This is a genomic window from Agrobacterium tumefaciens (assembly GCF_009649785.1).
Classification (GTDB): domain Bacteria; phylum Pseudomonadota; class Alphaproteobacteria; order Rhizobiales; family Rhizobiaceae; genus Agrobacterium; species Agrobacterium tumefaciens.
On sequence record NZ_WJOK01000001.1, the window covers coordinates 338,458 to 362,256 of the forward strand.

Below are 23,799 nucleotides of genomic sequence, written 5' to 3' on the forward strand. Positions count from 1 at the left end.
CCGCCTTTGGCTAAAGGCTTAAAATCACAGAGCCTTCTGGAGTTCCGGCAGAGCCTCGAACAGGTCTGCGACGAGGCCGTAATCGGCAACCTGGAAGATCGGCGCTTCCTCGTCCTTGTTGATGGCTACGATGACCTTCGAGTCCTTCATGCCGGCCAGATGCTGGATGGCGCCCGAAATGCCGGCAGCGATGTAAAGCTGCGGTGCCACGACCTTGCCGGTCTGACCGACCTGCCAGTCGTTCGGTGCATAACCCGCATCGACGGCTGCGCGCGATGCGCCGACGGCTGCACCGAGCTTGTCGGCAACCGGCAGGATCACTTCGCGGAACTTTTCCGAGGAGCCGAGTGCGCGACCGCCCGAGATGATGATCTTCGCAGAGGTCAGTTCCGGACGATCGGAAGAGGCGAGCGCGTCGGACACAAAGACAGAAACGCCGGGGTTCTCGGCAGCGCCGATGGTTTCCACCGGTGCCGAACCGCCTTCAGCGGCTGCCGCAAACGCGGTGGGGCGCACGGTGATGACCTTCTTGGCGTCGCTTGCCTGCACCGTCTGGATGGCGTTGCCGGCATAGATTGGACGTTTGAAAGTATCCGGGCTGACGACCTCAATGATTTCCGAGACCTGGGCCACATCGAGAAGGGCTGCGACGCGTGGGGCGACATTCTTGGCCGAAGCGGTCGCCGGTGCGATGATGACATCATAGGAAGGGCTCAGCGAGACGATCAGCGCCGCCAGCGGCTCGGCAAGCGCGTTGGCATAGGATGCGTCGTCGGCAAGCAGTACCTTGGCAACGCCGGACAGTTTCGCCGCCGCGTCGGCGGCACCCTTCGCACCGGAGCCGGCAACGAGCACGTGGACGTCGCCGCCAATCTGCGTTGCCGCCGTCAGCGTCTTCGCCGTCAGGTCGGAAAGGGTTGCGTTGTCGTGTTCTGCCAGAAGAAGAATGGCCATGTTGTAATCTCCCTTTTCCGAAACCTTAGAGGACGCCGTCGGCTTTGAGCTTTTCGACCAGCTCAGCCACCGAGCCGACCCTGATGCCGGCCTTGCGGCCTGCGGGCTCCTCGGTCTTCAACACCTTCAGACGCGGCGTGACATCGACGCCGAAATCGGCCGGGGTCTTCTTGTCGAGTGGCTTCTTCTTTGCCTTCATGATGTTCGGCAGCGAGGCGTAACGCGGCTCGTTCAGACGAAGATCGGTGGTCACGACAGCGGGAAGTTTCAGTTCGACCGTCTGCAGGCCGCCATCGACTTCACGCGTCACAGCGACCTTGCCATCAGACGGTACGACCTTGGAGGCGAAGGTGCCCTGGCCCCAGCCGAGAAGGGCGGCCAGCATCTGACCGGTCTGGTTACTGTCGTCGTCAATCGCCTGCTTGCCGACGATGACGAGGCCGGGCTGCTCGGCTTCCGCCACGCCCTTCAAAAGCTTGGCGACGGCTAGCGGTTCGACCGTCTCGTCGGTCTCGATAAGGATGGCGCGGTCGGCACCCATGGCGAGCGCCGTGCGCAGCGTCTCTTCCGCCTTGGCAGGGCCGATCGACACGACCACGACTTCTTCGGCCTTGCCGGCTTCTTTCAGCCGCAGAGCCTCTTCCACCGAGATTTCGTCGAACGGGTTCATCGACATCTTCACATTCGCGAGTTCAACGCCCGAACCATCCGACTTCACGCGGATCTTGACGTTGTAATCAACAACTCGTTTGACAGGGACAAGGATCTTCATCGGCGGTTTTCCTCAAACTCCTGTCCGCGAGGCGACAAGACCGCGCGGACCTCCAAAAACAGGTTGGCGACATGGATAAGCATTTTTCCCGCAAATACAACGGAGCAATGTTCATTATCACATGCACGCAAGGCATACCTTACGTTGACGTTAACGTAAATAATTTATCTCTTCGTCAACGGCTCATCTGCTCCCGTCATAGCCCCGTTCGATTTGCGACAACCCCGCCGTTTGCGACGGATTCTTGAACTGCGCCGCCCTTGGCGGAACAATCGTGCGGTCGAACAGGGGAACGTCCGGCCGGCGCATGAAAATTACCATCACAGCCCCGGCCAATATGCCGCCCACATGTGCCCCCCAGGAAACATTTTCCTCAAGGCCAAGTGCCAGCATCAGAAATTGCTGTCCGATCCATAGCGCCAGCGGAATGAAGGCAGGCAAGGGCAACGGAATGCGCATGAACACCAGAACCCAGACGCGCACCTTGGGATGCAGGAGAAAATAGGCCGCGACGACGCCGGAAACAGCGCCTGATGCACCGATAAGCGGCCCTTCTGACATGGGTGCGACAAAGCCGTGCAACAGCGCGCCGGCTATGGCGCAGGCGATGTAAAAGATAAGGAAACGGAAGTGGCCGAGTGCGTCCTCGACGTTGTCGCCGAAGACCCACAGAAACAGCATATTGCCTGCCATGTGCCAGAAATCCAGATGCAGGAACGCATAGGTGACGACGGTCAGGTCATCCGGCACCACCTGCAAGGCGGGCTCCAGGTAGGCGTAGTCGAACACCACAGCCGGGATGAAACCGAGGCCGAGCGCTGCGGCATTGGCCTGGACGTCACTGGCAAGCACGCCGGTAAATAGCCATACCAGCACGTTGACCACGATCAGGCCGATCGTGACATATTGCAGCCGGATATGTTTGAGGGAATTCGCATCGTGCAGCGGTATGAACATCGAATGCCCTTCGTTTGTGCGAGAGATAGGCTTTAGCGGTTCTTGCCGGGAACCCACAATATGTCAGCCTTGCCCATGTCATTGGCAAACCGGGCGGCAACGAACAGGAAGTCGGACAGGCGGTTGACATATTTCAGCGCTTCCGGGCTGACGATCTCGTTTTCAGCAACCGAGAGTTCCACCATGAGCCGTTCCGCGCGTCGGCAGATCGTGCGCGCCAGATGCAGATTGGCCGCCGCCGCATTGCCGCCCGGCAGCACGAAGGAGGTCAGCGGCTCAATTGCGGAGTTGAGGTCGTCGATTTCGTTTTCCAGCCGCGTGACCTGGCTCTCGATAATGCGCAGCGGTTCGTAGGCTGGCGGCTCGTCGGTTTCCGGGGTCGCGAGATCCGCGCCGAGGTCGAACATGTCGTTCTGGATGCGGAACAGCATGGAATCCAGCTTTTCCATGCTGGCAATATCAGTGTTGGCGGTATGCAGCCGCGCCACGCCGATCGCCGAATTCGTTTCGTCCACCGTGCCATAGGCCTCGACGCGAAGATCGTGCTTCAGGCGGCGGGGACCGGACACCAGCGCCGTCGTGCCCTTGTCGCCGGTGCGGGTGTAGATCTTGTTCAGCTTCACCATGTCAGCGTCCACCGCCGGTGAGCCAAAGGGTCAGCATGATGAGCACGATGGCGATGGCCTGCAACAGAAGGCGAAGCTGCATCAACTTGTTGGAGCGGTTGGCGTCTTGGCCCTTCAGCATGTTGAAAAGGCCTCGTATCAGCACGATGACAACGAGGCCCATAACGATAAGGGCCAGAACAGTGGTGAAGCCGGACATTTAGGGGGTACTCCTCCTCAATCGAATCTGCGCAGCAGACGATAGAACAGTCCGGCAGGCAAGAGCCGTTTCAGCAACAGCCCCTGTTTGGCGGGAACGGTGACGGGATAATGCGGTTTTGGCTTTGCGGCGGTCAGGGCGTGTTTCAGCACGGCATAAACGGCATCGGGGCCAAGCTTGTGGCGGTTGACCGGGCCGGACCCATCCATCCGCGCCAGCTGACGCTTGTATTCCACAGCATGGGCCGAGTTTTCCAGATCGATCTTGTCCCTGACGTGGGCAAGCGCCGTCGTGGTGAATTTCGACGTGATCGGCCCCGGTTCGATCAGGCTCACATGGATGCCGCTGCCCTGAAGTTCCATGCGCAGCGTGACGCCAAGGCCCTCGATCGCGAATTTCGATGCGGTATAGGCACCACGATAACGATAGGGAACGAGGCCGAGAATGGAGGAGCAATGCACGATGCGCCCTGAACCGTGCTGGCGCATGAAGGGAATGACCCGCCGCGTCAGATCGTGCCAGCCGAAGACGTTGGTTTCGAATTGCTGCCGCAGTGCTTCCACCGGCAGATCCTCCACAGCACCCGGCTGGCCATAGGCGCCGTTGTTGAACAGCGCATCGATGCGGCCTCCGGTTCTGGCCGCAACCGTATCCACGAGAGCCGCGATGGTTTCGGGCTTGGTATAGTCCATGATCAGGGTTTCTATGCCCTCATTTTCGAGCGCGGCCATATCGACGATGCGGCGCACGGTGGCAAACACTCTCCAGCCGTCGCGGTGAAGCGCGCCGGCACAATGGGCTCCGATGCCCGAGGAACATCCGGTAATTATGATGACGGGTTTTTCAGGCATCTATGCCGCTCCGGAAAGCCGAATGTTGCGCTGGCCCGATGGTCCGGCCTGTGAAAATTGTATTGCGCAAAATCTGTATGCCTGCGGGAACCGAAAGGCGGGCTTGTGCGCTGTACAAAGTAGAGCTGACTTCCCATATTCGGGGCGAAGTTACAAATGAAATGCCGATGAATGGAGGCGACATGGTTGCCGCAGTGCGCCTGGCAGGCAAGGTTGCCTTCGATGCCTATTCTCATTTTGCCGAGGATGACGGCTGGGCGATGGCGAGCCACATGGCGCTTTCCATCCTGCTGGCGCTGTTCCCGTTCCTGATTTTCGGCACGGCTTTGGCCGGTTTTCTGGGGGCTGACCAGTTTTCCGAGACGGCGGTGCATCTGATTTTTGACACCTGGCCGGAAGCGATCGCAGGTCCGCTTGCTGCGCAGGTGCAGCAGGTCCTGACCATTCCGCGCGGCGGACTGCTGACGATTTCGGTGCTGGCGGCCGCATATTTTGCCTCCAACGGCGTCGAGGCGCTCAGAATCTCGCTCAACCGCGCCTATCGCGTCACGGAAACGCGCTGGTGGTACATCACCCGTCTTCTCAGTCTGCTTTATGTATTGATCGCAGTGGTAGTCTTTACCGGCATCAGTATCGTACTTGTTGCGGTGCCGGTCGCAACGTCCTTTGCCGAACAGCGGTTTCCCTGGCTGACGGATGCGCTGAACACGGTTTCCAGCCTCGGACTTTACGGCACCATCGTCGTTCTGACGGTCGGGCTGGTGGCGGCGCATCTGTGGCTTCCGGCCGGCAAACGCCGCATCTGGGATGTCTGGCCCGGCATTCTGCTGACAATGATCTTCTGGGTCATCGGCGCGGCGATCTTTGCCTATTACCTCTCCACCTTCGCCAATTATGCCGCCACCTACGCCGGTCTGGCCTCGGTGATGGTGGTTCTGGTGTTTCTTTACATGGTGGGTGTCATCTTCATGCTGGGTGCGGAAGTGAATGCCGCTCTGATGAAATACAAGGTCCGGCAGATCATCCGCCGCAATATCTCCGGCAACAGTGCGCGCCGCGAGCAGGTGCTAGAGGAGCCCGACAAGCCGGCGGATATCTGACGGCGTTTTTCCTTCCGCCCGAAGCGCTGAAAGGCCGGTGCTGCCTTCGCTTTTCGAGAGCTTGCGCCCATCAGCACCCAAAATCAGTCGGTGGTGGTGATAGGCGGGTGGCGGCAGGTCCAGCAATTGTTGCAGCAGCCGGTGAATGGCGGTTGCGTTAAACAGATCCATGCCGCGCACCACATGGGTGATGCCTTGCAGCGCGTCATCCAACACCACGGAAAGATGATAGCTCGAGGGGGCGTCGGAGCGCGACAGCACCACATCGCCCCACAGCGCCGGCAAAGCTTCGATTTCCCCGGTCTGCCCGTCGCCGCTCTCGCGCCAGAACAGCTTGCTGTGCAAGGTGCGGACCGCCTTTTCCATGTCGAGCCGCCAGGCGTGTTGCCTGCCTGATGCCAGAAGTTCGGCCCGTTCCGCCTGCGGCCTTTGCCGATCTATTGCGGGGTAAAGCGGCGCGCCGTCGGGATCGCGCGGCCAGAGCCTTCCCTCTGCCTCAAAGGCCCTGACAACGGCTTTCGTCTCACCCCGGCTTAAGAAGGCGGGATAGGCGAGGTCGGCCTCGACCAGCCTGTCGAGTGCTGTGCGATACTCATCGAAGTGCTCCGATTGCCGCCGCACCGGCTTTTCCCATTCCAGTCCCAGCCAGCCAAGATCATCATAGATCGCCTGCTCCAGCTCCGGAGTGCAGCGCGTCTGGTCGATATCTTCGATGCGCAGCAGAAAATGGCCACTGTTTTCCCGCATCATGTCGTGGTTCAGAAAAGCGGAAAGCGCATGGCCCAGATGCAGGGCGCCATTGGGGCTGGGCGCAAAACGATAAACCGGTTTTTGACGGACGGGCGAAGGCATGGTTTCTTCTGCCATGTTTTGAAGCGCCTCGCCACCCGGTGCCGGGCCAACGTGAATATGGGCTGTGCAGACATGAAAATCATCAGGGGCCTCGACGATATCAGCGAAGGTCTGGCGCATCTTGCCCGCCTCGATCCGGCTCTTAGCCTTATTATCGAAAAAGCCGGTCCGTTGGAGTTGCGTATTCACGAGCCCGGCTTTGCGGGCCTTGCCCATATCGTCGTGTCGCAGATGGTGTCGCGCGCCAGCGCCAACGCCATATGGGTCCGTATCCTTGCCGGCACGGGCGGGGCGGTGACGGCGGAAAACTATCTGGCGGTGCCGGAAGAATTGCGCGCCACATTCGGCCTTTCCCGGGCCAAGGCAACAACGCTGGAAGGGTTGGCGCACGCGGTTGCGGATGGCCGCATCGATCTTGATGCCGTCAGTCGCAAGGAAGCGGATGTGGCCCTTTCTGAGCTGGTGGCGCTTCGCGGCATTGGTCCGTGGACGGCGGAAGTATATCTGATGTTCTGCGGCGGCCACCCCGACATTTTTCCGGTTGGCGATGTGGCGCTGCGGGCTGCGGTGGGCCACGCGCTTTCGCTCGAGGCACGGCCGGATGCGAAATGGTTGGCGGCGCGGGCGGAACTCTGGACGCCCTGGCGCTCCGTCGCCGCCCGGCTGTTCTGGGGCTACTATGCAAATATCATGCGGCGCGCGATGGTGCCGCTACCCTGATATGGCCGCGCGGCGCTAGAAGTCTGCGATCCGGTAGGGCAAGGCCCCACGTGAGAGATGATCGACATGTAGTTTGCGTTTTAGCGGCGGTACGGCGCGCTGCACGCAGTCGACCCTTTCGCAAACCCGGCAGGAAACGCCGATGGGCTTGAAGGAGGCGGCATTGGCGAGATCGAGTGTATCGGCATAGACGAAATTCTGCGCATGGGAAATTTCGCAGCCGAGCGCGATGGCATAGCGTGGCCTGTCCGTGTTGAAACCGGCGCCGGCTTTTTCGATCTGTGTGGCGATGGAAAGATAGCGCACGCCGTCAGGTGTTTCCGCCAGCTGGCGTACTATCCTGTCGGAGCTTTCGAAGGCCTGATGAATGTTCCAGAGCGGACAGGCCGCGCCGAAACGGGCAAATTGCAGCCTTGTGGCGCTGTGGCGTTTGGTGATGTTGCCAGCCCGGTCGATCTTGGCGAAAAAGATCGGTACGCCTTTCTGACCAGGGCGTTGCAAAGTGCTGAGCCTGTGGGCCACCTGTTCAAGGCTCGCGCCGAAGCGCACGGCCAGAAGTTCCAGATCGTGGCGCAATTCCTGCGCGGCCCGGTGAAATTGCCCATATGGCAGGATCAGCGCGGCGGCGAAATAGTTGTGAAGGCCGATGCGACAGATTTCCGCGGCTTCGGCGCTACGGAAACCGGCGCCGGCCAGCACTCTGTCCACGGTTGCTCCCGCATGAAGCTGGGCGATCTGAAGCGCAAGCTGAAAACAGCGGGTCGGTACTGCCATGTAGGAACTGAGCGCCAGCGTTTTGCCGGCCGGATCGAAATGCCGGATCAATCCGCCCGCCGCCTCCGTTCTGGTGATATGGACACCGAAGCGGCTGCGTAGATGGGCCGCGAGAATGCCGTAGGTCTCGCCGCCCTCTATCTCCAGTTCGTATGCAAGTTCTTCCGCCAGAAGATCGATCTCGGCAACGTAATTGTCGACGAAGTGGAAGAAATCGCGGACCTCTTCGTAAGGTGTTCTTTCCACCTGCGCGGTTCCCCGCCCCAGCCTGTCATCCAGCTGCACCAGCTGCTCGCTATTTTGCCGGTAGGCCTGGTGGGCGCGCAAAAGCGCATGGGCAAAACCCGGTGCGTTCTGCGCAATCAGCTTCAGCTCCTGCAGCCCGGGCTCGTAATTCAGGAACAGCGGGTCTTTCAGGGCCTCGCGCACAGCGGAAACCAGCCGGTCGTTTTCGCCGGTTGCCAGCTCCGTCACGTCGAGCTGGAATTTTTCCACCAGCGTCACCAGAACGCTGGCGGAAACGGGTCGCTGATTGTTTTCGATCTGGTTCAGATAACTGGCCGAAATGCCGAGCCGTTCGGCAAACTGTGCCTGCGTGGCGCGGGCGTTTTCGCGAAGGCCGTGGACCTTGCGGCCGATGAAGAGCTTTTCCATAGCCATGTTGCAACTTTGCAAAAGTAAATATTGCAAATATTTATGCCACGCATACGCGCACGATCAAGGCTTCTAGGCGAATGTTTTCTAAGCTATTGATTTGAGGAAACGCATGGAGGAAACATGCCCAGCATTCTGGAGCAATTGCAGACGCGCCGCGACGAAGCGCGGCTCGGCGGCGGCGTCAAGCGCATTGAGGCGCAGCATGCCAAGGGCAAGCTGACGGCGCGCGAGCGCATCGATGTGTTGCTGGATGAAGGTTCCTTCGAAGAGTACGACATGTACGTTACCCACCGGGCGGTGGATTTCGGCATGGCCGAACAGAAGGTGGCGGGCGATGGCGTCGTTACCGGCTGGGGCACCATCAACGGCCGGCAGGTCTATGTTTTCAGCCAGGATTTTACCGTGCTCGGCGGTTCGCTGTCGGAAACCCATGCCCAGAAAATCTGCAAGATCATGGATATGGCCGTGCGCAACGGCGCGCCCGTGATTGGCCTCAACGACAGTGGCGGCGCGCGCATTCAGGAAGGTGTTGCTTCGCTCGGCGGTTATGCCGACGTTTTCAAGCGCAACGTCATCGCCTCCGGTGTCGTGCCTCAAATCTCTGTCATCATGGGGCCGTGTGCCGGTGGTGCCGTTTATTCGCCTGCCATGACCGACTTCATCTTCATGGTGCGCGATACCTCCTACATGTTCGTAACCGGGCCGGATGTGGTGAAGACCGTGACCAACGAGATCGTCACGGCGGAAGAGCTGGGCGGCGCCTCCACACACACCAAAAAATCCTCCGTTGCCGATGGCGCCTATGAAAACGACATCGAGACACTTGAGCATGTGCGCCTGCTTTTCGATTTCCTGCCGCTGAATAATCGGGAAAAACCGCCAGTCCGGCCTTTTCATGACGATCCCGCACGGTTGGAAGCGCGCCTCGATACGCTGATCCCCGACAGTTCCAACAAGCCATACGATATGAAGGAACTGATCCATGCGCTCGCCGACGAGGGCGATTTCTTCGAGTTGCAGGAGGCGTTTGCCAGAAACATCATCACCGGTTTCATGCGTCTGGAAGGCCAGACGGTAGGCGTCGTCGCAAACCAGCCGATGGTGCTGGCCGGGTGTCTGGATATTGACAGCTCACGCAAGGCCGCCCGCTTCGTGCGCTTCTGCGATGCCTTCAACATTCCCCTGCTGACACTGGTGGATGTGCCCGGTTTCCTGCCGGGAACGGCGCAGGAATATGGCGGCGTCATCAAGCACGGCGCGAAACTGCTGTTTGCCTATTCTGAGGCGACGGTTCCGATGGTGACGCTAATTACCCGCAAGGCCTATGGTGGCGCTTATGACGTGATGGCCTCGAAACATATCGGCGCTGATGTGAACTATGCCTGGCCGACTGCGGAAATCGCTGTCATGGGCGCAAAAGGGGCCGCGGAAATCCTCTATCGCTCGGAGCTTTCCGATCCGGACAAGATCGCCGCGCGCACAAGGGAATATGAGGAGCGTTTCGCCAATCCCTTCGTGGCGGCAGAGCGTGGTTTCATCGATGAGGTCATCATGCCGCATTCCTCGCGCCGCCGCATCGCCCGTGCCTTTGCTTCGCTGCGGGGCAAGAACGTCGAAACCCGCTGGAAAAAGCACGATACCATTCCGCTCTGACCTGCTCTGGGGCTGGAAAAATACTTTGGCCACCTTACTATAATGATGTTCAGGCGCCCGACCTTCGGTGCCCTCCCGAAACGCACAAGGACTGATTTTTATGGCCGAGAACTCCTCCGCAGATAATTTTCCCGCCGGATATGAAGTGCCCAAGGTCTGGACCTGGGACAAGGGTAATGGCGGCCAGTTCGCCAATATCAATCGCCCGATCGCCGGTCCCACCCATGACAAGGAATTGCCGGTCGGCAAACATCCGTTGCAGCTTTATTCGCTGGCAACGCCGAATGGCCAGAAGGTCTCGATCATGCTGGAAGAATTGCTGGCCGCTGGCCACAAGGGCGCCGAATATGATGCCTGGCTGATCAAGATCGGCGAAGGCGACCAGTTCGGCTCCGGTTTTGTCGGCGTCAATCCGAACTCCAAGATCCCGGCGCTGATGGATCATTCGACGCCCGAGCCGACCCGGGTTTTCGAGAGCGGCTCGATCCTCGTCTATCTCGCGGAAAAATTCGGCGCTTTCCTGCCGAAAGAGGGCAATGCCCGCACGCAGGCGCTGAACTGGCTGTTCTGGCAGATGGGTTCCGCCCCCTTCCTCGGCGGCGGTTTCGGCCATTTCTACGCCTACGCCCCGATCAAGATCAAATATGCTATCGACCGTTACGCCATGGAGGTTAAACGCCAGCTTGACGTGCTTGACCGTCATCTGGCCGACAACCGTTATCTGGCGGGCTCGGAATATACGATTGCCGACATGGCCGTCTGGCCCTGGTATGGCAAGATAGCGCTCGGCCAAGCTTATGGCGATGCCGGTGCTTTCCTTGAAGCGGCCGGTTATAAGAACCTTATGCGCTGGACGCTTGAAATTGGCGAACGCCCTGCGGTCAAGCGCGGCGTGATCGTCAACAAAACCTCGGGCGATCCGTCCGAACAATTGCATGAACGCCACGATGCCTCCGACTTCGAGCAGAAGACGCAGGACAAAATCGGCAAGGCATAACGAAAAGACTAGAGCGCTTCTGGTTTTAATAGGACCATGAAAGCGCTCTAATTATTTGAATTTACGCATATCCGGACGTAAAAGCGGACCTGCTTTTAATGGAAATGCTTCTGGAAGGACAAAAGATGGCGAACCTGCCCGAAATGACCAAACACAAGGGATTTCCCTCCGGCATGCCGAGCACGGGCATCCAGTTCACCATCCGCCGCGCCAATCCAAAAGGGGTAACGCCCATCAAGATGATACCCCGAAGGGCGCGGGACGATTCCAAGGAACACCGCATCGATGCGGCCTTCCTGCACTCGCTCTGGCACCATTTTGGTCCCGAGCCGTTCGAGCGTGGTAATCTCGACGCGGCCCGCCTCAGCCTGCTGTTCGGCCGCGAGGTCTTGCCGGCGGAAAAGAATTTCGATCCGCTTTCCTACCAGGCGATGCTTGTCATCGACGAGCGCGTCGCCCGGCAGAATTTCCCGGAATCCTTCGAGAACTTTTTCGAGATTTGAGGACGGCATACGGCATTTGTCGTGAGGGGAAGAGGGGAGAATAACCGCGTGATCAAGAAAATCCTCATCGCCAATCGCGGCGAGATCGCCTGCCGGGTCATCAAGACGGCGAAGAAGATGGGCATTGCGACGGTTGCCGTCTATTCGGATGCTGATGCCAATGCTTTGCATGTAAAGATGGCGGATGAGGCCGTTCATATCGGTCCGGCGCCCTCGTCGCAGTCCTATATCGTCATCGATAAAATCCTTGCTGCGATCGAGAAGACCGGGGCTGATGCGGTGCATCCCGGCTATGGCTTCCTGTCGGAGAACGCTGCCTTTGCCGAGGCGCTGGAGAAGGCGGGTGTGATCTTCATCGGCCCGCCGGTCGGCGCTATCCAGGCCATGGGCGACAAGATCACCTCCAAGAAGCTCGCGGCGGAAGCCGGTGTTTCCACCGTGCCCGGCCATATGGGGCTGATTGGGGATGCAGATGAGGCGGTGAGGATCGCCTCCGAGATCGGTTATCCCGTGATGATCAAGGCCTCGGCCGGCGGCGGCGGAAAGGGCATGCGCATCGCCTTTAACGATGCGGAGGCGCGCGAGGGTTTCCAGTCGTCAAAAAACGAGGCGAAATCTTCCTTTGGGGACGACCGCATCTTCATCGAGAAATTCGTCACCCAGCCGCGCCATATCGAAATTCAGGTGCTGGGCGATCAACACGGCAATATTCTTTACCTTGGCGAGCGAGAGTGCTCGATCCAGCGCCGCAACCAGAAGGTCATTGAGGAAGCGCCATCGCCCTTTCTTGATGAGGCAACGCGCAAGGCCATGGGCGAGCAGGCCGTGGCTCTGTCGAGAGCAGTTGGTTACCATTCGGCCGGAACGGTGGAATTCATCGTTGATGGCGAGCGCAATTTCTACTTTCTGGAAATGAATACGCGCCTGCAGGTGGAACATCCGGTAACGGAACTCGTCACAGGCATTGATCTGGTCGAGCAGATGATCCGCGTGGCATCAGGCGAAAAGCTGTCCTTCGGGCAGACCGATATAAGGTTGAACGGCTGGGCAATCGAAAGCCGGCTTTATGCTGAAGACCCGTATCGTAATTTCTTGCCCTCCATCGGCCGGTTGACACGGTATCGCCCGCCGCAAGAGGGCGAGCAGGAAAACGGCACCGTGATCCGCAACGATACCGGCGTCTTCGAAGGCGGTGAAATCTCGATGTATTACGATCCGATGATCGCCAAGCTTTGTAGCTGGGCAAAGGATCGTGAAACCGCCATCGATGCCATGGGGCAGGCGCTGGATCGTTTCGAAGTGGAGGGCATCGGCCACAATCTGCCGTTCCTCTCGGCTGTCATGCAGCACGAGCGTTTTCGGGCCGGCCGTCTGACGACGGGTTTTATCGCCGAGGAATTTCCGGAGGGCTTTTCCGGGGTCGAGCCCGATGAGGCCTCCGCGCGCAAGCTCGCAGCCATCGCCACCGTTATCCACCAGCGGCTTCAAAACCGTGCGGTCGAAATTTCCGGTACCATTGGCAATCATCGTCGCATTGTCGGTCAGGACTGGGTGGTTTCGCTTGGTCAATCCCGTCGAAGCGTCAGCGTGGAAACCGGTGCTGAAGGCATGGCAATCCGTTTTGAGGATGGTGCTGCGCTGACGGTCGCTACCGGCTGGCTTCCCGGCCGCAGCCTTGGCCTGTTCACGGTGGCGGGCGAGGTGATCGCCGCCAAGGTCGATCTTGCCGGTGCGGCGGTTCGTCTGCGCTGGCGCGGCATGGATGTTCTCGCCCATGTGCGCAGCCCGCGCGTGGCGGAACTGGCGCTGCTGATGCCGGAAAAGCTGCCGCCCGATACGTCGAAACTGTTGCTCTGCCCGATGCCGGGCGTCATCACCGGGATCTCGGTTGGCGAGGGGGACGAGGTGGAAGCCGGTCAGGCGCTGGCGACGGTGGAGGCAATGAAGATGGAGAACATCCTGCGTGCGGAAAAACGCGGCCGGGTCGCCAAAGTGTCGGCAAAGCCGGGCGATAGCCTCGCCGTGGATGAGGTTATCATCGAATTTGAATAGGGCTTGATACCGTTTTTGAGGAACGGATGAGGGGCGGAGCGGGTTACGGGGTAGGCTGGATTTCGGTCACGATCACCAGTCACAGTACTGAAAATGAAATGCAGAAGGGGAGATATGCATGTCGGGTGAAAAAACGGTGCGGGATTGGCTGCAGCTTGCCGAAAAGGAGCTGAAGCGTTCACCGGATGCACTCGTCTGGCATACGCCCGAAGGCATTGACGTCAAACCGCTTTACACGGCCGATGACCTGAAAAAGGCTTCACATCTCGATGGCCTGCCGGGCTTTGCACCCTTCACGCGCGGCCCGCGCGCCACCATGTATGCCGGGCGGCCATGGACGATCCGCCAATATGCCGGGTTTTCGACTGCCGAAGCTTCCAACGCCTTTTACCGCAAGGCGCTCGCCGCCGGCCAACAGGGTGTTTCGGTCGCCTTCGATCTTGCCACTCATCGCGGATATGACAGCGACCACTCGCGCGTTGAAGGCGATGTCGGTAAGGCAGGCGTAGCGATCGACAGCGTCGAGGACATGAAAATCCTGTTCGATGGCATACCGCTCGAAAAGGTCTCCGTCTCCATGACCATGAATGGGGCCGTCATTCCGGTGCTCGCCAATTTCATCGTTGCGGGGGAAGAGCAGGGTGTCTCGCGTGCCGCACTTTCCGGCACCATCCAGAACGACATTCTCAAGGAGTTCATGGTCCGCAACACCTATATCTACCCGCCCGAGCCTTCGATGCGTATCATTGCTGATATCATTGAATATACGGCGAAGGAGATGCCGAAATTCAACTCCATTTCGATATCCGGCTATCACATGCAGGAGGCAGGTGCCACGCTGGTGCAGGAGCTTGCCTTCACGCTGGCGGATGGGCGGGAATATGTGCGGGCCGCCCTTGCCAAGGGACTGAATGTCGATGATTTCGCCGGCCGCCTGTCGTTCTTTTTTGCCATCGGCATGAATTTCTTCATGGAGGCCGCAAAGCTGCGCGCCGCCCGCTTCCTCTGGTCGCGCATCATGGAAGAGTTCAAGCCGCAAAAGGCGTCGTCGCTCATGCTGCGCACCCATTGCCAGACATCCGGTGTGTCTCTTCAGGAACAGGACCCTTACAATAACATTGTCCGCACCGCTTTCGAGGCCATGTCCGCCGTGCTGGGCGGCACACAATCGCTGCACACCAATTCCTTTGATGAAGCCATTGCCCTCCCGACAGAATTTTCCGCCCGCATCGCCCGCAACACCCAGCTTATTCTCCAGCATGAAACCGGCGTCACCAAGGTCGTCGATCCGCTGGCCGGTTCCTACTACGTCGAAAGCCTGACGGATGAACTGGCGCAAAAAGCCTGGGCGCTGATTGAGGAGGTGGAGGCGCTTGGTGGCATGACCAAAGCGGTGGCCGAAGGCCTGCCCAAGCGATTGATCGAGGAGGCGGCCACGCGTCGGCAGGCGGCCGTGGACAAGGGCGAGGAAGTCATCGTCGGCGTCAACCGCTACCGTCTGGAAACCGAGGAGGATATCGACGTTCTCGATATCGACAACGCCGCCGTACGCGCCGCGCAAATCCGCCGCCTTGAGGACACCAAACGTCGCCGCGACGGCGGGGACCTCTCGAAGGCGCTGGCGGCGTTGTCTGAAATTGCCCGCAGCGGCAAGGGTAATATTCTCGAGGCGGCAGTCGTCGCCGCCCGCGCCCGCGCTACCGTCGGCGAGATTTCCGATGCGCTGCGTGCCGTCTTCGGCGATTACGTTGCCGTGCCGGAAGTGGTGGAGGATATTTACGGAGAAGCCTACAAGGACGAGCCGGAGCTTGCCACGCTCGCTACGCGGCTTTCCGGCGTGGCAGAACGGCTCGGCGTCAAACCGCGCATCATGGTCGCAAAGCTCGGGCAGGACGGGCATGATCGCGGCGCGAAGGTTATCGCGTCGGCCTTTGGTGATATCGGTTTCGATGTGCTGGCCGGGCCGCTGTTCCAGACGCCTGCCGAGGCAGCCGATCTTGCGGTTCAGAACAAGGTGCATGTGGTCGGCATGTCGTCGCTTGCCGCAGGCCACAAGACGCTCGCACCGCAGCTTGTGGAGGCGCTCAAGCAGAAGGGTGCCCAGGACATCATCGTCGTCGTCGGCGGCGTCATCCCACGCCAGGATTACCAGTTCCTGCTGGACCACGGCGTTTCGGCGATTTTCGGACCCGGCACCAATGTCATGGATGCGGCCAACAAGGTTCTCGATCTGCTCGAAGGCATCCGGCGCAACGCGTGAGAGGAATACGGCCATGTTCGGAAGATTGAACCACGTCGCCCTTGCCGTGCCCGATCTTAATGCCGCGGTTTCGCGATACAGGGCGCTTGGCGCTCAAGTTTCCGAGCCGCAATCCCTGCCCGAACACGGCGTGACAGTGGTTTTCGTTCAGGCTGACAATACCAAGATCGAACTTCTTCATCCGCTTGGAGAGAACTCCCCGATTACCGCCTTCCTCGAAAGAAATCCGGGTGGCGGCACGCATCATCTGTGCTTTGAGGTGCCGGATATTCTGGCCGTGCGAGACGATCTCGTCCAAAAAGGCATCCGCATTTTAGGTGATGGCGAGCCGAAGATCGGCGCGCATGGCAATCCCGTTCTCTTCCTGCATCCAAAGGATATGGGCGGCGTGCTTTACGAGCTTGAGCAGGTCACTCCGACACACGTCTGAAACACAGACCCCGTACCGACATCCCGAAACACGCTGGCGACGTGATTCACCGGCAGCAGTTGCCGTTCGCTTGTGCTGAAAACATGGGTTTCGTTTGTTTTCTTTTGACATTCGTTTTGTTTTCGTTTTTATGACGATAATCTTTCAACGTAGGGGAAAATGGTCCCCGGCGCTGTTTTGGGAGGCCCTATGTCCGGCGAAAACATATTCGATCTTTTTGTCATCGGCGGTGGCGTTAATGGTTGCGGCATTGCCCGCGATGCCGTGGGTAGGGGCTATTCCGTGGCGCTTGCGGAAAAGGGCGATTTTGCCTCCGGTACGTCTTCGGCAGCCACCAAGCTCATTCATGGCGGCCTGCGCTATCTCGAACATTATGAGTTTCGTCTGGTGCGCGAAGCCTTGATGGAGCGTGAAATTCTGTGGTCCATGGCCCCGCACGTCATCTGGCCCATGCGCTTCGTCCTGCCGCTCCAGAAAGGCGGCGTGCGTCCGGCATGGATGGTCCGGCTTGGCCTCTTTCTTTACGACAACCTCGGCGGCCGCAAGCTTTTGCCGCCGACGCGCACGGTCGATCTTCGGCAGGACCCGGCAGGCAAACCTCTGAAGCCGGTCTTTGCCAAGGCTTTCGAATATTCCGACGGCTGGGTGGACGATGCCCGTTTCGTAGTTCTGAATGCGCGTGACGCGGCGGATCGCGGTGCGACGATCATGAACCGCACGCGGGTCGTTTCCGCACGGCGCGAAGGCGGCGTGTGGCTTATCGAGACGCTGGACGAAAAGACCGGCCGTTCAGCCACGCACAGAGCGCGCATGCTGGTGAATGCCGCTGGCCCGTGGGTGGATAACGTGCTGTCCGGCGTGTTCGGCCGCAACGATGTGCACAATGTTCGTCTCGTGCAGGGCAGCCACATCATCGTGCGCAGGAAGTTTTCCGATCCGCGCGCCTATTTCTTCCAGAACCCGGATAACCGCATCATCTTCGCCATTCCCTATGAGCAAGATTTTACGCTGATCGGCACCACGGACCGCGACTATAAGGGCGATCCGGCCAAGGTGCGCATCTCTGAGGAAGAGATTTCCTATCTCTGCAATGCCGCCAGCGAATATTTCAGCGAGCCGGTGAAGCCGGATGATATCGTCTGGACCTATTCCGGCGTGCGCCCGCTTTTCGATGATGGCGCTTCAAAGGCGCAGGAAGCCACACGCGACTATGTGCTGAAGGTTGAAGAGGCAGAGGGCGAAGCGCCGCTACTCAATATCTTCGGCGGCAAGCTGACCACCTACCGGCGGCTGGCGGAACATGCTCTGGAAAAGATCGGCGCAGCCATCGGAGAAAAGGGCAAGCCCTGGACGGCGGGATCGTATCTGCCGGGCGGTGACTTCGGGGTGGAGAGATATGACGCCCAGGTGAGGGCGCTTGTCTCCCGTTACCCATTCCTTGATGGACGCCATGCCGAGCGGCTCATCAGAAACTACGGCACGAAGGCTGCGGAACTGCTCGGTGTCGCCACCGATGTTTCCGGCCTCGGTCGGCATTTCGGCGGCACACTTTACGAATGCGAAGTGCGCTGGCTGGTGGAACACGAATGGGCCTTTGCAGCAGAGGATATTCTCTGGCGGCGCACTAAACAGGGCCTGCGGTTGAGCAGGGACGAGGCTGCCGCTCTGGATGAATTCGTTTCCACGCTGACTGGTGTCAAGGAAAAGGGCGAAGCCGTGACGGAGCAGGCCTGAGCTTTTACGAGTTGTCCCGTCAGTTCCCCGAGTTCCTTGCCGCTCTTTCAGGGCCATCGGCGCTCAATATATAGTCGTCGGCGGCGGACAGAGCGTGTTCCATATGCCCTTCGAACACCAGTTCCGGTTCGTTGGGCGCGATGCCGATTTTTGGCATTCCGCCGAAGCGGACCGACTGCGATTGCGCAAGGCCATCGTGAAGGCCGATTTCCAGAAGATCGAAATAGCGTGTGCCGGGGCCAGTGATGAAGACCGGCATATGGCCGTGCAGGCTGAACAGACGTGAAAGGCCGTTGCCGAGTGCAAGCCCGGCTGTGCGGAAGGCAAGCCGCGCCATGCGCCCGCCGGCGCGGGCGGAAGCGGCGATCTTGTCCACTTCGGCAATCGGCACGAATTTTGCCGGTTCCGCCTGCGGCGGGGCCTCGAATGCCGAACGCAGGATTGCATAAAACCCTGAATAGGCCTCGATACAGCCTCTGGTGCCGCAGCGGCAAAGGGCGCCATCGGCCAGATGCAGCATATGTCCGAAATTGGGGGCGCTAACCTCTATCCCTCCACCCGCGGCGCGGGCAATGCCGAGGCCAATGCTGTGGCCGAGCGATAGGGTGACAAGTGCCTCCGGTTTCGGGCCGTCCTTTGCCTGCTCCTGCATCCAGATGGCTTTTGCGGCCAGCAGCGTTTCGTTGTTCAGCGTCACGCGGATGCGGCCGTCCTGAGAAATGAGCTGCTGGAAATCTATCTTTTCGGTGCCGAGCACCGGCGACCAGACGAGCACCGCCGCTGCCGCGTCCACAAGCCCCTTGCTGCTGATCGACACCTGGAGAATGTCGTGCCGGTCGATGCGCGAACGGTCCGCAAGCCGTGCAAGGCCGGAGAGGATCGAGTCGCCGAACGACCCTTTTTCAGCCGTGATCCTCTGCTCGGTGAAGCGGTCCACCAGCTTGCCGGCATAGTCGACCAACGAATATTGCACGCTGTCGGACGAAATGATGACGATGGCGACGTGGCAGAAAGCACCATCAGGCCCAAAGAGGATGCGCGGCCGCCCGCGCCCGGCGGCGGCTAGCTGCTCTTTGCGCAGGATTAGGCCGGCCCGCTCGAGTTCCATGGTGATTGCGGAAACGGTGGCGGAGGCAAGCCCGGTGAAGGAGGACATGTCCGTATGGGATAGGCTGCCATGAAGGCGCAGCGCTGCCATCACCGACAGGCTGTTTTTCTGGCGCACCAGTTCCGTGCTTGCAATGGCGGACATGGGCTGGGGTATGCTCCCTGAACGGCTTTTTTCCTGTCGTGCTTATCCCCTCTGATGGCGCACGCCACGAGCAAGATCAAGGCACCCGGATGCTGCCCGCAGCCGTTGTTGACAGCATGGGGAATCTCTGACATTAATTTTCTCGACTGTCGAGAAAATTGTGAAATCACAGAGCCCGACAGCTTTTTCCGGGCGTTTTCCCTGCATGGAGGTGCAGGCTTCGCCCTTACCGGGAGGACATCATGAATTCGTTTGCCAAGCTTTTGGCGGGTACAGCTGTACTCGTTTCCCTGCACACCGCAGCCATTGCTGCTGATCTCGTCGTTGGCGTTTCCTGGTCCAATTTCCAGGAAGAGCGCTGGAAGACGGATGAGGCGGCAATCAAGGCAGCTCTCGACAAGGCCGGTGCGAAGTATATTTCCGCCGATGCGCAGTCGTCCGCCGCAAAACAGCTGACTGACGTGGAATCGCTGATTTCCCAGGGCGCCAATGCGTTGATCATTCTTGCGCAGGACAGCGACGCGATTGGCCCGGCCGTTGAAAAGGCCGTCGCTGAAGGTATTCCGGTGGTGGGTTACGACCGCCTGATCGAAAACAAGAACGCCTTCTACATCACTTTCGACAACAAGGAAGTCGGTCGCCTTCAGGCCGCCGAAGTCTTCAAGGTCAAGCCGGAAGGCAACTACGTCTTCATCAAGGGTTCGTCTTCCGATCCGAATGCGGACTTTCTTTTTGCCGGACAGCAGGAAGTTCTGAAGGCCGCTGTCGACGCGGGCAAGATCAAGAATGTCGGCGAAGCCTATACCGATGGCTGGAAGCCGGAAAATGCCCAGAAGAACATGGAGCAGTTCCTGACCAAGAATAACAACAAGGTCGATGCGGTCGTCGCCTCGAACGACGGAACGGCCGGTGGCGCAATTGCCGCTCTTGCCGCGCAGGGCCTCGCAGGTTCTGTTCCTGTATCCGGTCAGGATGCGGACTTCGCCGCGCTCAACCGCGTAGCGCTCGGCACGCAGACGGTATCTGTCTGGAAGGATAGCCGCGAACTCGGCAAGGAAGCTGCCGGCATCGCGCTGGAACTTGCGGGCGGCAAGAAGATGACGGAAATCAAGGGCGTTGCCGCTTTTGATGGCGGTCCGAAAAAAGTGACGATGCAGTCAGTCTTCCTCAAGCCCATCGCCATTACCAAGGACAATCTGAACGTCGTCATCGACGCCGGCTGGATCAAGAAGGAAACGGCCTGCCAGGGTGTAAAGGCCGGATCCGTCAAGGCCTGCAACTGAGACCGCTAGGTTGATGTTTGGGCGCCGCGCCACTGATACGTGGCGCGGCGCCTTTCAGATGTAAGGAGGACCGGCAGTCCATGGCCGACATGACACAATCCAATTCCACAGCGTCCCCCAAGACGGAAAAGACGGGCTCGATTTCGCGTTTCATCAGTGCCACGGAGCTTGATACCCGGCTGCTCGGCATGGTCGGCGCGCTTCTTCTGATCTGGATCGGTTTCCATATTCTTTCGGGCGGGCTGTTCCTGACGCCGAGAAACCTCTGGAACCTCTCCGTCCAGACCGCTTCTGTCGCGGTGATGGCGACAGGCATGGTGCTTGTCATCGTTACCCGCAACATCGATCTGTCGGTCGGGTCGATCCTCGGTTTTTCCGGCATGATCATGGGTGTCATGCAGGCGGAAATCCTGCCGCAGCTCCTCGGCTTTGAACATTGGGCGACATGGATCGTCACGCTTCTGGTCGGCATTTTCGTCGGCGGAGCGATCGGCATGCTGCAGGGCTCGATCATCGCCTTCCTGAACGTGCCGTCCTTCATCGTCACGCTTGGCGGTCTGCTGGTCTGGCGCGGTGGCACATGGTTCGTCACCAGCGGCCGCACCGTGGCGCCGATGGATTCCACCTTCCGCCTGATGGGTGGTGGCACCAGCGGCTCGATCGGCGCGACATGGAGCTGGATCGCAGCCATTGCCGCCTGCGTCGCCATTGTCGCGGCAATCCTGAATTCCCGCCACCAGCGTCGCCGTTTCGGTTTTCCGCTGCGGCCCGTCTGGGCGGAATATTTCCTGGTGGCACTTGGCTGCGTCGTCGTCGTCGGTTTCGTAGCTGTCGTCAACAGCTATCCCTGGCCGGTCAACATTGCCCGCAACTATGCCGATGCCAATGGCATTACCTGGCCGGATGGTGGTCTGTTCATTCCGCACGGCATTGCCATTCCGGTGCTGATGGCGCTTGCCGTCGGTGCTGTCATGACCTTCATCGCGACGCGGCTGCGCTTCGGACGCTATGTGTTCGCAATCGGCGGCAACCCGGAGGCGGCGGAACTCGCCGGCATCAAGACCCGCTGGGTCACGGTCAAGATATTCACGCTGATGGGCGTTCTATGCGCCATCGCTGCGGCAATCTCGACTGCCCGCCTCAACGCGGCCACCAATGCCCAGGGTGAACTGGATGAACTTTATACGATCGCGGCGGCGGTCATCGGCGGCACGTCGCTCGCCGGCGGCGTCGGCACCATAGCGGGCGCGATGCTCGGCGCGCTCGTCATGCAATCGCTGCAATCCGGCATGGTGCTTGTGGGCATCGATACGCCCTTTCAGCGCATCGTCGTCGGTGTGGTTCTGGTCGTCGCCGTCTGGCTCGACACCATCTACCGCGCCCGCGCCAAGTAAGAACCGAGGAGAACCCCAATGACGGAACAAGTCACGCCCCTCGTGGAAATGCGCAATATTTCCATTTCCTTCGGTGGTATCCATGCGGTGGAAAACGCCTCTGTCGATCTTTTCCCAGGTGAGGTTGTGGCCCTTCTTGGCCACAACGGCGCCGGCAAATCGACGCTCATCAAGATATTGTCCGGTGCATACCGGCGGGATGGGGGCGACATCCTCATCAACGGCGAGGATGCGGATATCCGCAATCCCCGCGACGCCAAGAAATACGGCATCGAAACCATCTACCAGACGCTGGCGGTGGCGGATAATGTCGATGCGGCGGCCAATCTTTATCTCGGCCGCGAGCTGAAGACGAAATGGGGAACATTGGATGATGTCGCCATGGAAGCTTCGGCCCGCGAGGTCATGGGGCGTCTCAACCCCAATTTCCGGCGGTTCAAGGAGCCGGTGAAGGCGCTTTCCGGTGGCCAGCGGCAGTCCGTGGCAATCGCCCGCGCCATTCTGTTCGATGCCCGCATCCTCATCATGGACGAACCGACGGCAGCACTCGGGCCGCAGGAAACGGCACAGGTCGGCGATCTCGTCAAGGAACTGAAACGGCAGGGCATCGGCATCTTCCTCATCAGCCACGATATCCATGACGTCTTCGATCTCGCCGACCGGGTGTTCGTCATGAAAAACGGCAAGGTGGTCGGCCATGCCCGCACGGAAGATGTGACGAAGGACGAGGTCCTCGGCATGATTATTCTGGGCAAGGTGCCGCCGGGTGCTGTGGCGGGTCCGGGCGCGGTCGTTGCCTGACGACAGAATTCTGTCGTCTTTACTTCCACTACAAATCGAGGCCCGGTAAAAACCGGGCCTCGACAAATGCTGGGAACAAAAGTTCTTGGAGTTGACTAAAAAATATATGCGTCCGGTGTGTTTCAGCCCAGCCGGAACCGCAGACGAAAAATGTCTGCGGCTCTGCGCAATTGCAGACGCGGTCGTTAAAAAGCGGTGTTTTAATGGAGTTCGGCGTGTGCGAAACCGCTGCCGTTCATTTCTGCGCCAGCCGGTAGCGAGCCATGCTGATTGATGTCCTGGGCCAGCGACAGCAATGCCATTTCCAGGAAATAGGTCGACATCCCCAGTTCCAGAGATTTGGAGCGCTGGCAAAGATAGGAAACCATCCGCCCGAGCGCCAGAATCTCGTCTGCATTGTCCTGTTCAAGTATTGCTGCGGTAGACGCCACCATGATTCCCTCTCGACAGTCGACAGTATGAAAACGCGTTGATCCCGCGTTGTTCATTTTCGACCACATCGAGCGTCACGCGAGCGTCACACCTGCGTCAATCGTCGCTCTTGTTTTCCGGCGCGCCGTTATTTTCCGCCGCTTCGGTAGCCGCAAGCGATGTCACGAGGGCAACGATGCTCTTGCGCACGGTTGCGCTCTTGATTCGGGCAAAGGCCTGATTGAGCGAAAATCCTTCATTCGACGCAACGAAAGACTGCATGGCATTGATCGTGCCAAGGGCGGGATTGGCGTTTCCGACATCCGGCGTCGCATTGGCGAACAAAGAGCTGACATCGACGCCGAGAACCGATGCAATGGCTTGCAAACGGGACGCGCCGACGCGATTGGCACCCTTTTCGTATTTCTGGACCTGCTGGAAGGTAATGCCCAACCGGCCCGCCAGCGCGCTTTGACTCATGCCGAGCGACTTGCGGCGCATTCGGATTTGTGTACCCACATGCACATCGATCGGGCTGGGTAGTTTGGCCTGCATCATGAACTCCTC

General features: G+C 59.5%; 23 protein-coding genes. 12 read left to right on the top strand and 11 right to left on the bottom strand.

Translation table 11 applies throughout. From position 1 onward, the window contains the following. Positions 1 to 24: 24 nt before the first annotated feature. From GH784_RS01630 to GH784_RS01655, 6 genes are all read right to left on the bottom strand, one after another. The gene (locus GH784_RS01630) at positions 25 to 954 is read right to left on the bottom strand and encodes an electron transfer flavoprotein subunit alpha/FixB family protein (protein WP_003511321.1); all 930 of its coding nucleotides are present in this window, start codon (positions 952 to 954) and stop codon (positions 25 to 27) included. 25 nt (positions 955 to 979) lie between these two features. After that, positions 980 to 1,726, bottom strand: coding sequence for an electron transfer flavoprotein subunit beta/FixA family protein (locus GH784_RS01635; protein ID WP_013761780.1), 747 nt, complete (start codon positions 1,724 to 1,726; stop codon positions 980 to 982). A gap of 183 nt (positions 1,727 to 1,909) precedes the next feature. Further along, positions 1,910 to 2,683, bottom strand: a complete 774-nt coding sequence (locus GH784_RS01640) for a rhomboid family intramembrane serine protease (RefSeq protein WP_003511318.1) — start codon at positions 2,681 to 2,683, stop codon at positions 1,910 to 1,912. 32 nt (positions 2,684 to 2,715) lie between these two features. Further along, a complete protein-coding gene (locus tag GH784_RS01645; protein ID WP_065704414.1) occupies positions 2,716 to 3,309 on the bottom strand; it encodes a cob(I)yrinic acid a,c-diamide adenosyltransferase in 594 nt (197 codons plus the stop codon). A gap of 1 nt (position 3,310) precedes the next feature. Beyond that, positions 3,311 to 3,508, bottom strand: coding sequence for a twin transmembrane helix small protein (locus GH784_RS01650; RefSeq protein WP_003497428.1), 198 nt, complete (start codon positions 3,506 to 3,508; stop codon positions 3,311 to 3,313). Positions 3,509 to 3,525: 17 nt separating this feature from the next. Then, positions 3,526 to 4,359: an SDR family oxidoreductase gene (locus GH784_RS01655; RefSeq protein WP_035199614.1), complete on the bottom strand. Its 834-nt coding sequence runs from the start codon at positions 4,357 to 4,359 to the stop codon at positions 3,526 to 3,528. A gap of 182 nt (positions 4,360 to 4,541) precedes the next feature. Here GH784_RS01655 and GH784_RS01660 point away from each other — a divergent pair, with 182 nt between their 5' ends. After that, positions 4,542 to 5,459: a YihY/virulence factor BrkB family protein gene (locus tag GH784_RS01660; RefSeq protein WP_013761775.1), complete on the top strand. Its 918-nt coding sequence runs from the start codon at positions 4,542 to 4,544 to the stop codon at positions 5,457 to 5,459. Here the strand turns inward: GH784_RS01660 and gluQRS are convergent. Continuing rightward, positions 5,427 to 6,311: a tRNA glutamyl-Q(34) synthetase GluQRS gene (gluQRS, locus tag GH784_RS01665; RefSeq protein WP_162632826.1), complete on the bottom strand. Its 885-nt coding sequence runs from the start codon at positions 6,309 to 6,311 to the stop codon at positions 5,427 to 5,429. The two genes, GH784_RS01660 and gluQRS, sit on opposite strands and share 33 nt — an antisense overlap. Before the next feature lie 72 nt (positions 6,312 to 6,383). Between gluQRS and GH784_RS01670 the strand changes: the two genes are divergently transcribed. Then, complete coding sequence (locus GH784_RS01670; protein WP_013761773.1) at positions 6,384 to 7,031, top strand: DNA-3-methyladenine glycosylase family protein; 648 nt, start codon at positions 6,384 to 6,386, stop codon at positions 7,029 to 7,031. A gap of 15 nt (positions 7,032 to 7,046) precedes the next feature. Here the strand turns inward: GH784_RS01670 and GH784_RS01675 are convergent, their stop codons facing one another. Beyond that, complete coding sequence (locus tag GH784_RS01675; RefSeq protein WP_153793183.1) at positions 7,047 to 8,465, bottom strand: helix-turn-helix domain-containing protein; 1,419 nt, start codon at positions 8,463 to 8,465, stop codon at positions 7,047 to 7,049. Between the two features lie 117 nt (positions 8,466 to 8,582). Here GH784_RS01675 and GH784_RS01680 point away from each other — a divergent pair, with 117 nt between their 5' ends. From GH784_RS01680 to GH784_RS01710, 7 genes are all read left to right on the top strand, one after another. After that, positions 8,583 to 10,115 (top strand): acyl-CoA carboxylase subunit beta, encoded by a 1,533-nt coding sequence (locus GH784_RS01680; protein WP_035199610.1) that lies wholly within the window; start codon positions 8,583 to 8,585, stop codon positions 10,113 to 10,115. A 100-nt stretch (positions 10,116 to 10,215) separates the two neighbouring features. After that, positions 10,216 to 11,112, top strand: a complete 897-nt coding sequence (yghU, locus tag GH784_RS01685) for a glutathione-dependent disulfide-bond oxidoreductase (RefSeq protein ID WP_003511310.1) — start codon at positions 10,216 to 10,218, stop codon at positions 11,110 to 11,112. A 125-nt stretch (positions 11,113 to 11,237) separates the two neighbouring features. Beyond that, on the top strand, positions 11,238 to 11,615 hold the full coding sequence (locus GH784_RS01690) for a hypothetical protein (protein ID WP_013761770.1): 378 nt from the start codon (positions 11,238 to 11,240) through the stop codon (positions 11,613 to 11,615). A gap of 48 nt (positions 11,616 to 11,663) precedes the next feature. Further along, positions 11,664 to 13,667, top strand: a complete 2,004-nt coding sequence (locus GH784_RS01695; protein WP_065704409.1) for an acetyl-CoA carboxylase biotin carboxylase subunit — start codon at positions 11,664 to 11,666, stop codon at positions 13,665 to 13,667. A 118-nt stretch (positions 13,668 to 13,785) separates the two neighbouring features. Continuing rightward, positions 13,786 to 15,927 (top strand): methylmalonyl-CoA mutase, encoded by a 2,142-nt coding sequence (gene scpA, locus GH784_RS01700; RefSeq protein WP_065704407.1) that lies wholly within the window; start codon positions 13,786 to 13,788, stop codon positions 15,925 to 15,927. A gap of 13 nt (positions 15,928 to 15,940) precedes the next feature. Further along, on the top strand, positions 15,941 to 16,357 hold the full coding sequence (gene mce, locus GH784_RS01705; protein ID WP_003511303.1) for a methylmalonyl-CoA epimerase: 417 nt from the start codon (positions 15,941 to 15,943) through the stop codon (positions 16,355 to 16,357). Between the two features lie 189 nt (positions 16,358 to 16,546). Continuing rightward, positions 16,547 to 18,091 (top strand): glycerol-3-phosphate dehydrogenase, encoded by a 1,545-nt coding sequence (locus GH784_RS01710; protein ID WP_065704406.1) that lies wholly within the window; start codon positions 16,547 to 16,549, stop codon positions 18,089 to 18,091. A gap of 19 nt (positions 18,092 to 18,110) precedes the next feature. On the opposite strand, the gene GH784_RS01715 is transcribed toward GH784_RS01710, so the two are convergent. Then, on the bottom strand, positions 18,111 to 19,343 hold the full coding sequence (locus GH784_RS01715) for an ROK family transcriptional regulator (RefSeq protein ID WP_065704405.1): 1,233 nt from the start codon (positions 19,341 to 19,343) through the stop codon (positions 18,111 to 18,113). A 242-nt stretch (positions 19,344 to 19,585) separates the two neighbouring features. Between GH784_RS01715 and xylF the strand changes: the two genes are divergently transcribed. The 3 genes from xylF (at position 19,586) to GH784_RS01730 (ending at position 22,821) form a co-directional block, all read left to right on the top strand. Then, complete coding sequence (gene xylF, locus GH784_RS01720; protein ID WP_003511300.1) at positions 19,586 to 20,626, top strand: D-xylose ABC transporter substrate-binding protein; 1,041 nt, start codon at positions 19,586 to 19,588, stop codon at positions 20,624 to 20,626. An 80-nt stretch (positions 20,627 to 20,706) separates the two neighbouring features. Then, a complete protein-coding gene (locus GH784_RS01725; protein WP_065662488.1) occupies positions 20,707 to 22,020 on the top strand; it encodes a sugar ABC transporter permease in 1,314 nt (437 codons plus the stop codon). 18 nt (positions 22,021 to 22,038) lie between these two features. Further along, positions 22,039 to 22,821: an ATP-binding cassette domain-containing protein gene (locus tag GH784_RS01730; RefSeq protein WP_003511297.1), complete on the top strand. Its 783-nt coding sequence runs from the start codon at positions 22,039 to 22,041 to the stop codon at positions 22,819 to 22,821. Positions 22,822 to 23,021: 200 nt separating this feature from the next. Here the strand turns inward: GH784_RS01730 and GH784_RS01735 are convergent, their stop codons facing one another. Both GH784_RS01735 and GH784_RS01740 read right to left on the bottom strand, forming a co-directional pair. Then, positions 23,022 to 23,255, bottom strand: coding sequence for a hypothetical protein (locus GH784_RS01735; RefSeq protein ID WP_013761765.1), 234 nt, complete (start codon positions 23,253 to 23,255; stop codon positions 23,022 to 23,024). A gap of 94 nt (positions 23,256 to 23,349) precedes the next feature. After that, entirely contained in the window at positions 23,350 to 23,787 is a 438-nt protein-coding gene (locus GH784_RS01740; RefSeq protein ID WP_025595440.1) for a helix-turn-helix domain-containing protein, read from the bottom strand. Between the last annotated feature and the right edge of the window lie 12 nt (positions 23,788 to 23,799).